Source organism: Aquincola tertiaricarbonis (genome assembly GCF_023573145.1).
Taxonomy (GTDB): domain Bacteria; phylum Pseudomonadota; class Gammaproteobacteria; order Burkholderiales; family Burkholderiaceae_C; genus Aquincola; species Aquincola tertiaricarbonis_B.
In genome coordinates this window covers 1,060,280-1,074,179 of the sequence record NZ_CP097636.1, presented here as the reverse complement: position 1 = coordinate 1,074,179, position 13,900 = coordinate 1,060,280, and the positions used below count along the sequence as shown (strand labels likewise).

The following is a 13,900-nucleotide window of genomic DNA, read 5'->3' as shown; positions in this document are numbered from 1 at the left end:
GACCTCCAGACATGCGCTCCTTCCAACACCTGCTCCTTCCCTTCGGCCTGCTGCTCGGCGTGGTGTCGCAAGGCGCCGCCGCACAAACCGCCGAAGCAGCCGCCCCGCTCACGCTGCAGGTCTACAACGCCGATGCGGGCAGCTTCCACGTCAACGCCGTGCTGGTGGCCGGCAAAACCGATGCCGTGCTGTTGGACACGGGCTTTACCGCGGCCGATGCCCATCGCATCGCAGCCATGGTGCTGGACAGCAAGAAGAAGCTGACCACGATCTACATCAGCCACGCCGACCCGGACTTCTACTTCGGCGCCGAAGTGCTGAAGCAGGCCTTCCCCGATGCGAAGCTGGTGGCCACCGCGCCCACGCTGAAGAAGATCCAGGCGACGCTGCCCACCAAACTGCAAGTCTGGGGCCCGCGGATGGGCGCCAACGCGCCCAAGCATGTGCCGCTGCCGGAAGTGCTGGTGGGCAACACCATCGCGCTGGAAAACCAGGTGCTGGAGGTGCGGGGCCTGGACGACAGCCTGCCGCAGCGCAGCTATGTGTGGATTCCGTCGATCAAGGCCATCGCCGGTGGCGTGAACGTGTTCAGCGGCGTGCATGTGTGGACGGCCGACACCCAGACCGCGCAGGAACGTGCGGACTGGGCCCGGAAGCTGGCCGGCATGGCCGCCCTGCAGCCCAAGGTGGTGATTCCGGGCCATGCCGTGGCCGGTCAAGCGCAGGACGCGAGCCAGATCGCATGGACGCAGGCCTACCTGGCGCGGTTCGAGACCGAACTGGGCAAGGCCGCCAACAGTGGCGAGCTGATCAACGCGATGAAGGCGGCCTACCCGCAGGCGGGGCTGGGCATTGCGCTGGACATCGGCGCCAAGGTCAACAAGGGTGAGATGAAGTGGTGAAGCCGCCCGTGCCGGCCATGCGGCTGGACTACGTCTACGACCCGCTGTGCGGCTGGTGCTACGGAGCGGCGCCGCTGGTGGCCGCCGCCCGCAAGGTGCTGCCCGTGGTGCTGCACGGCGGCGGCATGATGGCCGGCGCGCAGCGGCAGCCGGTGACGCCGCGGCTGCGCGACTACGTGATGCCGCACGACCGCCGCATCGCCCAGCTCACGGGCCAGCCCTTCGGCCACGCCTACACCGAGGGCCTGCTGCGCGACCACGGTGCGGTGCTCGACTCAGCGCCGCCGATCACGGCCGTGCTGGCGGCCGAGCAACTGGCGGGCCGCGGCGCCGACATGCTGGCCCGGGTGCAGGTGGCGCACTACCAGCAGGGCCGGCGCATTGCCGAGGCCGAGCTGCTGCAGACGCTGGCGGTGGAACTGGGCCTGGACGGCGAGGCGTTCGCCACCTGCTTCGCAGCGCTGTCGGGCGCGCCCACCCAGGCGCACATCGAGGCCAGCCGCCACCTGCTGGCCGAGGTGGGCGGTGGCGGCTTTCCGACGCTGGTGCTGGCGCAGGACGGGCCCGATGGCCCGGCCCGCCGCGAGCGGGTGGACGTGGGCGCCCACCTGGGCCAGCCCGAGGCCTTCGAACGCTGGCTGAGGGAACGGGTCGGTCCTTGACGCCCGTCGCGGCCCCTCAGAAGCGGTACCCAAGCCCGGCGAAGATCACCGTCGGCCGCAGGTTCACCTCACCGCGCACCGGCAGGCCGCCCAGCGCGGTCAAGGTACCGGTGGCAGTGGTCTTGATGCGCATCCGGCGCGCATCCAGAAAAATCGACCAGCGCGGGTTCAGCGGCACGTCGAAACCCGCCTGCAGCACCGTGCCCCAGGCATCTTCGACGTCCATGTGGGCGAGGTCGCCGTCGGGCGTCGCCAGCACCTTCATGTAGTTGAGCCCCAGGCCCACGTAGGGCCGCACCGGGCCTTCGGTGAGCAGCCGGTAGGTGACGCTGGGCACCACCGGCGCGTACTTCACTTCGCCCAGCTTGCCGGTCAGCGGCGGCACCAGCGCGCTGAGCGAGCCCGCCGTGCGCAGCGTCGTGGTGGGCGGCACGCCCAGCGCCATGCGCAGCGACCAGCGCGTGTCCAGGTCGTAGGCGATTTCCACCGCCGCCGTGCGGTTGGCGTCTAGCCGCACACCGGCGTCCGGCACCGGCTGACCCGCGACCGACAGGTCGACCGTGGGTGAAAAACGGACATGGGCCACCCCGGCATGCAGCGACCAGGGCGAGGACTGTGCGTGGGCGGCGGAAACCGCTGCACCGGCCATCAGGCCCAACGCAAAGGCGGCAGAAACAGCTTTCATGATGGCGGCTCTCGGTGACGACGGGGATCTGCAGCATTTCGGCAGCCTCGGTGCCGTCTGAAATGTCACCTGGGACCACCCTGGTTCATCACGCGCCCTGCCGTCTGACCTCGAACCTTTGTTGCCGATCCAGCACACGCAGAAACTCCGCCGGTGGCAGCGCCCGCGCAAACAGCCAGCCTTGCACCGTCAGGCCGGGCTGCGGTGGCAGCTGCTGCAGCTGCCAGGGGTTCTCCACGCCCTCCACCACCACCTCGAGCTGCAAACTGTGCGCAAGGGAGCACACCCCGCGGAACACCGGCCCGCCCCGCTCGCTGGCCAGCGTGTCGGTGAAGCTCTTGTCGATCTTGATGCCGTCTACCGCAAAGCGGTGCAGGTAGCTCAGCGACGAATAGCCGGTGCCGAAGTCGTCGATGTGGATGCGCGCACCGGCCTGGCGCAGGCGGTGGATCGCGTCGATGACCTCGTCCTCGTGGCCGGTGAAGGCCTGCTCGGTGATCTCGATCACCAGCCGCTCGCCCAGACGGGCGGTGATGTCGACCATGCGCTCCACCGCGCTGCGCTGGGCCAGGGTGCCGGGGCTGATGTTGACCGCCACCCGCAGCGAGGGCGGCCAGTGCAGCCGCCAGTAGTGCAGCTGCGCGGCCACCGTGTCCAGCACCCACAGGTCGAGGTCGGGCATCAGCTGGGCCCGGCGCAGCAGGGCCAGCAACTCGCTGGGCGACTGGCTGACGCCCCCGTCGTCTTGCACGCGCAGCAGGGCCTCGCAGCCGACCATCTCGCCTGTCTGGGGGTCGACCTGGGGCTGGTAATGCACGCTCATCGCCTGCTGCTGCAGCGCGGCCAGGCGTTCGAGCATGCTGGCGCGGTGCTCATGGGCTTCGCGCGGGCACACGGTGGGCGCATCCGGCGCCAGCGTGTCCAGCCGCTGGCCAAAGACCGCGCGCAGCAGCGAATGCGTCACCGCTTCGTCGGCCTGCAGCGCGCGTTCCCAGCGCCGCACGAAGGGCGCGTACAGCGCAGCGCCCAGCAGCAGGCTCAGGCCCTGCAGCAGCAGCGGCGCCAGGTGGCCGCCGCCGGCCAGCAGTGCATTCAGGCCGATGGGCGCGCTGGCTGGCACGTCCACGCCCAAGGCCGGCACCCAACCCAGCCGCGTGGCCGACCAGGCCAGCAGCAGGTTGCACAGCGGCGCCAGGCAAAAAGGCAGCAGCAGCCGCGGGTTCAGGATGACGGGCAGGCCGAACAGCAGCAGTTCGTTGGCGTTGACCAGCACCGGCGCCAAGCTGGCCAGTGCCAGCACCCGGTGCTGCCGCAGCCGGCCAGACCCCCCTACGGCCAGCAGCAGGCCGGCGGTGGCACCACTGCCACCGATGAAGACGAACACCGTGAAAAAGCTCTGGTTGACGGGGCCCTGGCCACTGCTGGCCAGCGGAAAGGCCTGCAGCAGCGGCGCCAGTGCTTCAGACGCCGGCAGCCCGAGCAGCGCCAGCAGCGAGTGGCCCACGGTCAAGGCCATCGCCAGCCAACCGCTTGCCGCCGCAGCCGGCGCCGCGATGGGCGGCAGGGCCGCCTGGGCCAGTAGCGGGTCCAGCGCCGCCAGCAGCAGGCCGAGCGCACCGACCACCCCCGCCACCACCAGCAGGCCCGGCACGATCAGGCGGAGCGCATCGACGACATCTTCGTCCCCGCCGGCCCACCGCGCCAGCCATCGCCGCTGCGCCAGCCAGCCCATCCAGGGCACGATCCACAACGGCAGCAGCAAGCCCATCGGCGTGAGCCAGGCGCGGGCGCCTGTACCCCGCAGCGCCAGCAGGTGCTCGCACAAGGCGCCGCAGGCCATGCACAGCAGGGCGACGGCCGCGCGCGGCAGCCGCGCCTGCAGGGCACGCACCGCGCCGAGGGCGCCCCAGACCATCAGCGGCATGGCGTGTTGCAGCACGGCGGCGCCGTGGTCCAACAGCGATGTCAACCCCGGCTGCCCGGTCGCCAGCCGGGACAGCTGGGCCAGGACCAGCAAGGCCGACAGCACCGCCAGGTAGGGCGTGAGCCACAGCATGCCCTCGCGCAAGGCGTCGGCCTCATGCGATGTGCCCCACCCACGCCGACCCAGCGCCATGCCGCTCCCACCGTCTTAATGATGAAAGTGATATTAACGGTGGAATCGAAAAGTAGTCCCGGCCGTTTGTTTCTTCTTGTAGGTGGGCCCTTCGCCGCTGGCGCCTGCAGCCTCGGGCTAACCCTTATACGATCGCGCCCCTGGGCGGTGGCTGGCCTGCGCCGACCCTCACACCCTTACTTGCGGAAACAACGATGGATCTCCTGTCCCTGCTGAAGTGGCGCTACGCCGCCAAGAAGATGAACCCCGCGCAGCCGGTGCCGGCCGACAAGGTCGAGCGCATCGTCGAGGCGGTGCGCCTGTCGGCCAGCTCGTCGGGCCTGCAGCCCTACCACCTGCTGGTGGTGACCAACCCCGAGCTGCGTGCCCGCATCCAGGCCGTGGCCTGGAACCAGGCGCAGATCACCGAAGGCTCGCACCTGCTGGTGTTCGCCGCCTGGGACAACTACACCGCCGAGCGCATCAACGACGCCTTCGACCTGGTGAACGACGAGCGCGGCTTCCGCAATGAAGGCTGGGAGGCCTACCGCCAGAAGGTGCTGGCCGGCTACGTGCCGCGCGACCCCGAGGTGAACTACGCGCACGCCGCCCGCCAGGCCTACATCGGCCTGGGCACCGCGCTGATCGCCGCTGCCGCCGAAGGCGTGGACGCCACGCCGATGGAAGGCTTCGAGCCCGAGAAGGTCGACGAGATCCTGGGCCTGAAGGCCAAGGGCCTGCGCAGCGTGATCCTGCTGCCGCTGGGCCATCGCGCCGCCGAGGGCGACTGGCTGGTGAACCTGAAGAAGGTGCGCCGCGCGCGCAAGGACTTCGTCACGGAAGTGGCTTGACCACACTCGCTGGCTTGCGCCGGCTGCGGGGCCGGGCTGGCGCAGCGGTGCGACCCAGCTTGTAGGCGAACTGGGCCCGGCTGAGGCCCAGCAGGCGCGCCGCAGCGGCCACGTTGCCGTTGCACTCCTTCAAGGCCTCGCGCAGCAGCTGGCCTTCCACGTCGTGCAGGCCGGGGCTGGCCAGCACCTGGCGCACCGCCTGCAGCAGCGGCGCGGGCGCTTCTTCCTTGGGCGCCGACAAGGCACCGTGGGCCCCGATGGCCAGCAGGGTTTCGTCGGACAGCTGCTCGCGCCGGAACAGGTGCGGCACGTCGATGGAGCCGCCCTCCTCGGCCGAGATCACGCCGCGCTCCACCAGGTTCTGCAGCTCGCGCACATTGCCCGGGAAGGCGTAGCTCAGCATCGCGCGCACCGCCCGGGGCGTGAAGCCGCGCGTGGTGCGGCCATGCCGGGCCGACTCCCGCACCAGGAAGTGGTTCATCAGCAGCGGGATGTCGTCGCGCCGGTCACGCAGCGGCGGCAGGTGCACGGGGAACACGTTGAGCCGGAAGAACAGGTCTTCCCGGAAGCGCCCGGCCCGCACCTCGGCCTGCAGGTCGACGTTGGTGGCCGCCACCAGGCGCACGTCCACCTGCAGCGTGCGGGTGCCACCCACACGTTCGATCTCACCTTCCTGCAGCGCACGCAGCAGCTTGCCCTGGGCCACCAGGCTCAAGGTGCCGATCTCGTCGAGGAACAGCGTGCCGCCGTGTGCCCGCTCGAAGCGGCCCTCGCGTGAGCGGCTGGCGCCGGTGAAAGCGCCACGCTCCACACCGAACAACTCCGACTCGATCAGCGTCTCCGGGATGGCGGCGCAGTTCACCGCCACGAAGGGCTGGTCGGCCCGGCTGCTGATGCGGTGCAGCCGGCGCGCGAACACCTCCTTGCCGACGCCCGATTCGCCGGTGAACAGCACCGTGGCCTGGGTGGGCGCCACCCGTGCCAGCTGGTGGCAGGCCGAGTTGAAGGCCGACGACGCACCCACCAGCGGATGCTTGTCCTCCTCTTCGGCGCGGCTGCGGCGGCCGCCCGGCGCGGAGCGCCCCTTGGGCAGCGCCGGTGCCGGCGGGGCGGCAGCCTCGCCGCTGTCGCTGCCCAGCTCGCGATAGTCGCGCGCCTGCAGGTAGCGCAGGTCTTCGCTGACGTCGCCCCAGGCGGCGGCATGGCGGCCGATCACCTTGCAGGCGCTGGCACCCATCGATCGGCACTCGATCTCGCGGAACACCACCAGCTGGCCAAACAGCGTGGTCACGTAGCCCGAGGCATAGCCCACCTGCGACCAGCAGGCCGGCTCGGTGCCCAGGCCATAGGCGGAGATGTGCTCGTCGTCCTCGCTGGCGTGTTCCCACAGGAACTCGCCTTCGTACAGGCCGCGGTCGATGTCGAAGTCGAAGGTCAGCGGGGTGACCTTGACCATGCCTTCCAGCGCATGCAGCCGCGTGCCGGCCATGAACACCGAGGCCGCATCGGCCTGTGGCCAGCGCTGGCGCACCAGCTCGGCGTCGCGGGCGCCTGCCACATAGCCGGCCCGCGTGAGCAGCCCACGCGCCCGGTGCAGGCCCAGCGTGTCGATCAGCTCGCGCCGCAAGTGCCCCATGGCCGAGCTGTGCATCAACACCATGCGCTGGTCGTTGAGCCAGATGCGGCCGTCGCCGGGCGAGAAGAACAGCGACTCGGTGAGGTCGGCCAGCGTCGGCGGCAGGCCGGCGCCGAAGTCGAAGTGCGCGCTGTCGCCGCGCCGCAGCATCGCGCCGGTCTGACGTTCCACCTCGGCCAGCGATATGCGCGGCGGTTTGCTCATGGTTTCTCAATTGATGCAGCGGCCTTTCCGCCAGGCGCGGAGTCTTCACGAATTCAGCACTTCCAAGCCTGCTGGCAAACCCGAAGACGGACCCGTGCCGGCCACCTGGGGCAAGTACTGAGTCAGGCCCTGGTTTCCCTCTGAAACCGCGTGTTGCTGCAGCACCCGCCGCCGCTGGCGCCGCGGCACTGGCACCTGCTTTGCGCTGTAGCGCAGGACCCCGGCCCGGTTTCGAACCCCCAAGGAGGAGACATCCATGATCCATCGCCGCACCGCCGTGGCGCTGGCAGCCACGCTTGCGCTGCCCGCCGCCCAGGCCTTCGACCTCAGCCCGCCCGACTCGGAGACCAAGGTACGCCTGGACCTGACACCCAAGTACAGCCTGGGCTACCGGCTGAAGAACCCGTCGCCGGCCCTGACCGCCTTCAACCCGGCGGTCGATCCGGGCACCATCAACGAGGACGACGGCGACCGCAACTTCCGCCGCGGCCTCATCTCGAACCGGCTCGACCTGCTGGCCGAGCTGGACGTGTCGGGCCCCCGCTTCGGCGGCCGGCTCAGCGCCAGCGCCTGGCGCGACCAGGCCTACCTGGGCCGCAACGACAACACCGGCGCCCAGGTGGTGGGGGCGCCCCCCGGCACCATCGTGCCCACCGCCAACGTCGCGCAGGGCGGCGCACAGAACGAGTTCCTGCGCGCCACGCGCCGCCAGCACGGCCGCGACCAGGAAATCCTCGACGCCTTCGTCTACGCCAAGGGCGACCTGGGCGGCATGAAGGGCACGCTGCGCGTGGGCAAGCAGGCGCTGCAGTGGGGCGAAAGCCTGTTCTTCGGCCAGAACGGCATCGCCAATGCGCAAGGCCCGGTGGACGTGGCCCGCATCGTCTCGGTGCCGGGCTGGCAGTTCAAGGAAGTGCTGCTGCCGGTCGAGCAGATCAGCGGCTCGCTGCAGGTGGCCGAAGGCGTGTCGCTGGGCGCTTACTACCAGCTCAAGTGGCGGCCCAGCAAGATCCCGGGCGTCGGCAGCTACTTCAGCAACCAGGACTACGTGGGCACCGGCAGCGTGAACTTCGGCCCCAACACCTTGTACGCCGACGATGCCCGCAACGCCGAGCCGCGCAACAGCGGCCAGGGCGGCGTGCAGCTGCGCTGGAGCCCCACCGGCAGCGCCTACGAGTTCGGCTTCTATGCCGCGCAGTACCACGACAAGACACCCGCGGTGCCGGTGTTCGACTTCGTCAACGGCAACACCCACATCGCCTACGGCAAGGACATCCGCACGCTGGGGGCCAGCGTCACCTCGTCGGTCGGCCAGCTGAACTGGGCGCTGGAAGGCTCGCTGCGCTGGAACGCGCCGCTCAACAGCGACCCCGCGGTGCTGGGCCCGGGGCCGGTGCAACGCTGCGACAACCGCGACGCCAGCCCCTGCTACGCCGTGGGCCGCACCGCGCACCTGAACCTGTCGGGCATCTACGTCCTGCAGCCCAGCAGCCTGTGGCAAGGCGGCGCGCTGCTGGCCGAGATCGCCTGGAACCGCACGCTCAAGGTCAGCAAGGACATCTTCGCCAACCCTGACGGCAGCAACAGCGGCCTGGGTGGTCTGGACCCCAACACCACACGTGAAGCCTGGGCCGCGCGCGTGCTGTTCGAGCCGCAGTACTTCCAGGTGCTGCCCGGCGTCGACCTGTCGGTGCCGATCGCCCTGGGCTGGAACTTCGCCGGCCGCTCGTCCGCCGTCACCAACTTCGCGGGCGGTGCCTCGCGGGCCGGCGACATCAGCATCGGCCTGAAGGCCAAGGTGCAGAACGAGTGGAACGTGGCCATGTCCTGGACCGACTACTTCGGTTCCGCCAAGACCTTGACCGAAACCCGGGTGCCCGGAGAGGCCAGCCCCCGCCAGCTCACTTTCGGCCAATCGCTGAAGGACCGTGCCTACCTCAGCTTCAGCGTCTCCCGCACCTTCTGACCTTCCGGAGCCCGACCCATGACCCGACGCCTTTCCCCCCTGGCCCACGCCGCCCTGGCCACGCTGCTGGCAGCGGCCACCCTGCCCACGCTGGCCGCCGTCACCGCCGATGAAGCCGCCAAGCTCAAGACCAGCCTGACGCCCCTGGGCGCCGAGAAGGCCGGCAACAAGGACGGCAGCATTCCCGCGTGGACCGGCGGCCTGACCAAGGCACCGGCCGGCTACAAGAGCGGCGACCCGCGTCCCGACCTGTTCCCGGGCGAAAAGCCGGTGCTGTCCATCAACGCCAAGAACATGGACGCGCACGCCGACAAGCTCAGCGACGGCGTGAAGGCGCTGATGAAGAAGTACCCCGACTTCCGCATCGACGTCTATCCCAGCCACCGCACGGCCGCCGCGCCGCAGTGGGTGTACGACAACACCTTCAAGAACGCCACCCGCGCCACGCTGGTCGATGGCGGCCACGGCACCGAAGGCGCCTACGGCGGCACGCCCTTCCCGCTGCCCAAGGACGGCTACGAAGTGATGCAGAACCACCGGCTGGCCTGGCTGGGCAGCTACGTCCAGGCGCCGGTGCGGGTGTGGGTGGTCACCGGCGACGGCAAGCGCACCATGGCCTCGGGCGGCACGCAGAGCTTTCGCAAGCAGTACTACGACCCCGAAGGCAGCCTCGACAGCTTCGACGGCTACTACTCGCTGGGCAAGTTCGTGGTCAGCGAGCCGGGCTCCAAGGCCGGCGAAGCCATCCTGGCGCACGACGCGGTCAACAACGGCAAGCCACGCGGCATCTGGCAATACCTGGTGGGCCAGCGGCGCGTGCGCAAGGCGCCTTCGGTGGCCTACGACACACCCGACTCGGTGACCAGCGGCATCGGTCTGTTCGACGAAGCCTTCAACCTCTTCGGCCCCATCGACAAGCATGAGCTGAAGCTGGTGGGCAAGAAGGAGCTGTACGTCCCCTACAACAACAACCGCGCCGCCGGCGCCAAGGTGGCCGACCTGGTGCAACCGGGCACGCTCAACCCGGCGCTGGTGCGCTGGGAGCTGCACCGCGTGTGGGAGGTGGAAGCCACGCTGGCCGCCGGCAAGCGCCACGTGGTGCCCAAGCGCAAGTACTACATCGACGAGGACAGCTGGCAGATCGTGCTGTTCGACGGCTGGGACGCCAAGGGCGACCTGTGGCGGACCAACTTCGCGCTGATGCTGACGGCGCCGGACATCCCCGCCGTCATCGGCAACATGCTGTGGGGCGGCTACGACCTGCAGACCGGCGCCTACTACCTGAACATGGCGTCGAACGAGCTGCCCACGCAGTACAAGCCGGTGCCCAGCATTCCGCGCGCCTTCTTCAGCCCTGAAGAGCTGGCCAACGAGGGCACGCGGTGATGGCCGCCGGCAGACTGCTTGCCGCCGTGGCCAGCGGCCTGCTGGTGGCGCAGGCCATGGTGCTGGCGGCACCAACTGCGGCACCGGCCACCCCGTCGGCGCCGCCGCTGCTGGCCGAGCCCGCGCTGCTCAGCGCCAAGGCGGTCACCGCCGCCATGCTGGGCGTGGACCGCGCGGGTGACCGCCTGGTGGCCGTGGGCGAGCGCGGCATCGTGCTGCTGTCCGACGACCACGGCCGCCAATGGCGGCAGGCGCCGACGCCGGTGCGGGTGTCGTTGACGGCGGTGCGCTTCGTCGACGCCCGCCGCGGCTGGGCGGTGGGTCACCAGGGCGTGATCCTGCACACGCAGGATGGCGGCGAGCACTGGACCAAGCAGTTCGACGGCCAGGCCACCGGCGGCCTGGACCGGCCCTTCTTCGACCTGGCCGTCGCCGACGACCAGCGCGCCATCGCGGTGGGCGCCTATGGCCTGGCCTATGCCACGACCGACGGCGGCGCGCACTGGGCCGAGCTGCCGCTGGCCGAGGCCAATCCGCGCAAGAACCACCTGTATGCCGTGCGCTGGACGCAGGGGCGCATCGTCATCGCCGGCGAGCAGGGCCTGCTGCTGAAGTCGGACGATGGCGGCGAGCGCTTCGCGCCGCTGCCTTCGCCCTACAAGGGCAGCTGGTTCGGGCTGCTGGCCACCCGCTCGGGCGCCTTGATCGCCCATGGCCTGCGCGGCAACGCCTTCCGCTCCACCGATGGCGGCCTGCAATGGAGCTCGCTGGGCACCGACAGCCAGGCCACGCTGACCGCCAGCGCCCAGGCCGCCGACGGCAGCGTGGTGCTGCTCGACCAGGCCGGCGACCTGCAGCGCAGCAGCGACGACGGCCAGCGCTTCGTGCGCAGCCCGGCGCCTGCCCCCATGCCCGCCGCCAGCCTGGCGCCCACCGCCGACGGCGCCTGGGTGATCGCCACGCTGCGCGGCATGCAGCGCCTGGCTCCCCGCTGATCCGGCAGCCCTTCGACCCCTTTTGACGTCTACCGGAGTCCGGTTTGAACCCTTCCACTTCCCTGGACGAGCAGCCCGTCGTTGCCCGTCTCGAAGACTTCGACACCCGCTCGGGCGGCCTGGCTGAACGGCTGCTGTTCAACCACCGCGCGTGGGTGGTGGCGCTGTGCGCGCTGCTGACGCTGCTGCTGGGCTGGCAGGCCCTGCGGCTGCAGCTGAACGCCAGCTTCGAAAAGACCATCCCCACCAAGCACCCGTACATCACCAACTACCTGGCCAACAAGGGCAACCTGGCCGGCCAGGGCACGGCCCTGCGCGTGGCGGTGGAAGCGGAGGGCCCTGACGCCACCATCTTCGACAAGGACTACCTGGCCACGCTGCAGAAGATCAGCGACGAGCTGTACCTGCTGCCCGGCGTCGACCGGCCGTTCATGAAGTCGCTGTGGACGGCCAACACCCGCTGGGTGGCGGTGACCGAAGAGGGCCTGGACGGCAACACCGTGATCGGCGACAGCTACGACGGCAGCCCCGAGGCGCTGGCCGAGGTGCGCGCCAACGTGGAACGCTCGGGCGAGATCGGCCAGATCGTCGCGGCCAACTTCAAGTCCAGCCTGGTGTTCGTGCCGCTGCTGGACAAAGACCCGCGCACCGGCCAGGCGCTGGACTATGGCCAGCTCGGCCGCCAGCTCGAATCGCTGCGCGAGCGCTACGGCAACGACGGTCATGTGCGCATCCACATCACCGGCTTCGCCAAGGTGATGGGCGACCTGATCGAAGGCATGCGGCTGGTGCTGGGCTTCTTCGCGGGCGCGCTGGTGATCTGCAGCGTGGTGCTCTACGGCTACACCCGCTGCGTGCGCAGCACCACGCTGGTGGTGGTGTGCTCGCTGGTGGCGGTGGTGTGGCAGTTCGGCCTGCTGGCCCTGCTGGGCTACCAGCTCGACCCGTACTCGGTACTGGTGCCCTTCCTCATCTTCGCCATCGGCATGAGCCACGGCGCCCAGAAGATGAACGGCATCATGCAGGACGTGGGCCGCGGCACCCACCGCGTGGTGGCCGCGCGCTACACCTTCCGCCGCCTCATCGTGGCCGGGCTCACCGCGCTGCTGTGCGACGCGGTGGGCTTCGCGGTGCTGCTGCTGATCCAGATCGAGGTGATCCAGGACCTGGCCGTCATCGCCAGCCTGGGCGTGGCGATGCTGATCGTCACCAACCTCGTGCTGCTGCCAATCCTGCTGTCGTACGTGGGCGTCAATCCGGCGGCGGCGCAGCGCGCACTGCGCATGGAAACCACGGCCCTGAGCGCGGCACCGGCCGGCCGCCGCAGCCTGTGGCAGCGGCTGGACCTGTTCACCCAGCGCAAGCCGGCGGCCTGCACGCTGGGCGCCGCCGCGGTGCTGGCGGTGGCCGGCTATGCGGTGAGCCTGCAGCTGCAGATCGGCGACCTGGACCCCGGCGCCCCCGAGCTGCGCGCCGACAGCCGCTACAACCTCGACAACGCCTTCATGCAGCGCGAGTACGCGGCCAGCGTGGACATCCTCACCGTGATGGTGGCCACGCCCGACGACCAGTGCACCCGCTTCGGCACGCTGGAGAAGGTGGACCGCCTGGCCTGGCAGCTGGAGCAGCTGCCGGGCGTGGAGGCCACCAACTCGATGGCCGCCCTCTCCAAGCTGGCGATGGTGGGCTACAACGAAGGCCAGCTGAAGTGGTACGACCTGCTGCCCAACGACAGCGCGCTGGGCGGCGTGCAGACGCGGGCGCCGCGCGAGCTGTTCAACCAGGCCTGCTCCTTCCTGTCGCTGTACGTCTACCTGAAGGACCACAAGGCGGCCACGCTGGACCGCGTGGTGCAGGAGGTGGAAGGCTTCATCGCCCAGCACAACACGGCCGACGTGCGCTTCATGCTGGCCGCGGGCAGCGCCGGCATCGACGCGGCCACCAACATCGTGGTCAAGCAGGCCATGCGCGAGATGCTGCTGTGGGTGTACGGCGCGGTGCTGCTGCTGTGCTGGTTCACCTTCCGCTCATGGCGGGCGGTGGTGGTGGCGGTGCTGCCGCTGATGCTCACCTCCATCCTGTGCGAGGCGCTGATCGTCGGCCTGGGCATGGGCGTGAAGGTGGCCACGCTGCCGGTCATCGCGCTGGGCGTGGGCATCGGTGTGGACTATGCGCTGTACGTGCTCAGCGTGATGCTGGCGCGCCTGCGCGCGGGCGACAGCCTGTCGGCGGCCTACCAGCATGCGCTACAGTTCACCGGCCGGGTGGTGATGCTCACCGGCATCACGCTGGCGCTGGCGGTGGGCACCTGGGCCTTCTCGCCCATCAAGTTCCAGGCCGACATGGGCATCCTGCTGGCCTTCATGTTCCTGCTGAACATGGTCGGCGCCCTGGTGCTGCTGCCGGCCCTGGCGCGCGTGCTGCTCAAGCCGGCGGCGGCGCAGGCCGCCCACGCGGGCCACGCAGAAAAGACAAAGCCCCCGGCTTGCGAAGCAAGTCCGAGGGCCGGGTGAGCGAA

The 13,900-nt window shown here is 70.1% G+C and carries 10 protein-coding genes; 7 read left to right on the top strand and 3 right to left on the bottom strand.

Annotated features, from left to right (window positions below; genetic code table 11):
- Positions 1-11 precede the first annotated feature (11 nt).
- Positions 12-902, top strand: a complete 891-nt coding sequence (locus MW290_RS19160; RefSeq protein ID WP_250199288.1) for an MBL fold metallo-hydrolase — start codon at positions 12-14, stop codon at positions 900-902.
- 17 nt (positions 903-919) lie between these two features.
- Positions 920-1,564 carry a DsbA family protein gene (locus tag MW290_RS19155; RefSeq protein ID WP_310740175.1) on the top strand — a complete coding sequence of 215 codons (645 nt, stop codon included), beginning with the start codon at positions 920-922 and terminating at the stop codon, positions 1,562-1,564.
- Positions 1,565-1,580: 16 nt separating this feature from the next.
- Here the strand turns inward: MW290_RS19155 and MW290_RS19150 are convergent, their stop codons facing one another.
- Both MW290_RS19150 and MW290_RS19145 read right to left on the bottom strand, forming a co-directional pair.
- Positions 1,581-2,249 carry an OmpW/AlkL family protein gene (locus tag MW290_RS19150; protein WP_250199287.1) on the bottom strand — a complete coding sequence of 223 codons (669 nt, stop codon included), beginning with the start codon at positions 2,247-2,249 and terminating at the stop codon, positions 1,581-1,583.
- Between the two features lie 88 nt (positions 2,250-2,337).
- Entirely contained in the window at positions 2,338-4,317 is a 1,980-nt protein-coding gene (locus tag MW290_RS19145; RefSeq protein WP_250199286.1) for an EAL domain-containing protein, read from the bottom strand.
- A gap of 242 nt (positions 4,318-4,559) precedes the next feature.
- On the opposite strand from MW290_RS19145, the gene MW290_RS19140 reads away from it, so the two are divergent.
- Positions 4,560-5,195 carry an NAD(P)H-dependent oxidoreductase gene (locus MW290_RS19140; RefSeq protein WP_250199285.1) on the top strand — a complete coding sequence of 212 codons (636 nt, stop codon included), beginning with the start codon at positions 4,560-4,562 and terminating at the stop codon, positions 5,193-5,195.
- On the opposite strand, the gene MW290_RS19135 is transcribed toward MW290_RS19140, so the two are convergent.
- Positions 5,179-7,035, bottom strand: a complete 1,857-nt coding sequence (locus tag MW290_RS19135) for a sigma-54-dependent Fis family transcriptional regulator (RefSeq protein ID WP_250199284.1) — start codon at positions 7,033-7,035, stop codon at positions 5,179-5,181. The genes MW290_RS19140 and MW290_RS19135 overlap by 17 nt on opposite strands.
- A gap of 256 nt (positions 7,036-7,291) precedes the next feature.
- Here MW290_RS19135 and MW290_RS19130 point away from each other — a divergent pair, with 256 nt between their 5' ends.
- The 4 genes from MW290_RS19130 to MW290_RS19115 are packed head-to-tail and all read left to right on the top strand — an operon-like array spanning position 7,292 to position 13,895.
- A complete protein-coding gene (locus tag MW290_RS19130) occupies positions 7,292-9,001 on the top strand; it encodes a DUF1302 domain-containing protein (RefSeq protein ID WP_250199283.1) in 1,710 nt (569 codons plus the stop codon).
- Positions 9,002-9,019: 18 nt separating this feature from the next.
- A complete protein-coding gene (locus MW290_RS19125; RefSeq protein WP_250199282.1) occupies positions 9,020-10,387 on the top strand; it encodes a DUF1329 domain-containing protein in 1,368 nt (455 codons plus the stop codon).
- The gene (locus MW290_RS19120) at positions 10,387-11,382 is read left to right on the top strand and encodes a WD40/YVTN/BNR-like repeat-containing protein (protein WP_250199281.1); all 996 of its coding nucleotides are present in this window, start codon (positions 10,387-10,389) and stop codon (positions 11,380-11,382) included. Before MW290_RS19125 ends, MW290_RS19120 begins: the two co-directional genes overlap by 1 nt.
- 44 nt (positions 11,383-11,426) lie before the next feature.
- On the top strand, positions 11,427-13,895 hold the full coding sequence (locus MW290_RS19115) for an efflux RND transporter permease subunit (protein WP_250199280.1): 2,469 nt from the start codon (positions 11,427-11,429) through the stop codon (positions 13,893-13,895).
- Positions 13,896-13,900 lie beyond the last annotated feature (5 nt).

Bases quoted from the DNA above. Each gene is read 5' to 3' on its own strand.
- MW290_RS19155 (WP_310740175.1), top strand. From the start codon at position 920: ATGCGGCTGGACTACGTCTACGACCCGCTGTGCGGCTGGTGCTACGGA.
- MW290_RS19140 (WP_250199285.1), top strand. From the start codon at position 4,560: ATGGATCTCCTGTCCCTGCTGAAGTGGCGCTACGCCGCCAAGAAGATG.
- MW290_RS19120 (WP_250199281.1), top strand. From the start codon at position 10,387: ATGGCCGCCGGCAGACTGCTTGCCGCCGTGGCCAGCGGCCTGCTGGTG.
- MW290_RS19125 (WP_250199282.1), top strand. From the start codon at position 9,020: ATGACCCGACGCCTTTCCCCCCTGGCCCACGCCGCCCTGGCCACGCTG.
- MW290_RS19135 (WP_250199284.1), bottom strand. From the start codon at position 7,035: ATGAGCAAACCGCCGCGCATATCGCTGGCCGAGGTGGAACGTCAGACC.
- MW290_RS19130 (WP_250199283.1), top strand. From the start codon at position 7,292: ATGATCCATCGCCGCACCGCCGTGGCGCTGGCAGCCACGCTTGCGCTG.
- MW290_RS19160 (WP_250199288.1), top strand. From the start codon at position 12: ATGCGCTCCTTCCAACACCTGCTCCTTCCCTTCGGCCTGCTGCTCGGC.
- MW290_RS19150 (WP_250199287.1), bottom strand. From the start codon at position 2,249: ATGAAAGCTGTTTCTGCCGCCTTTGCGTTGGGCCTGATGGCCGGTGCA.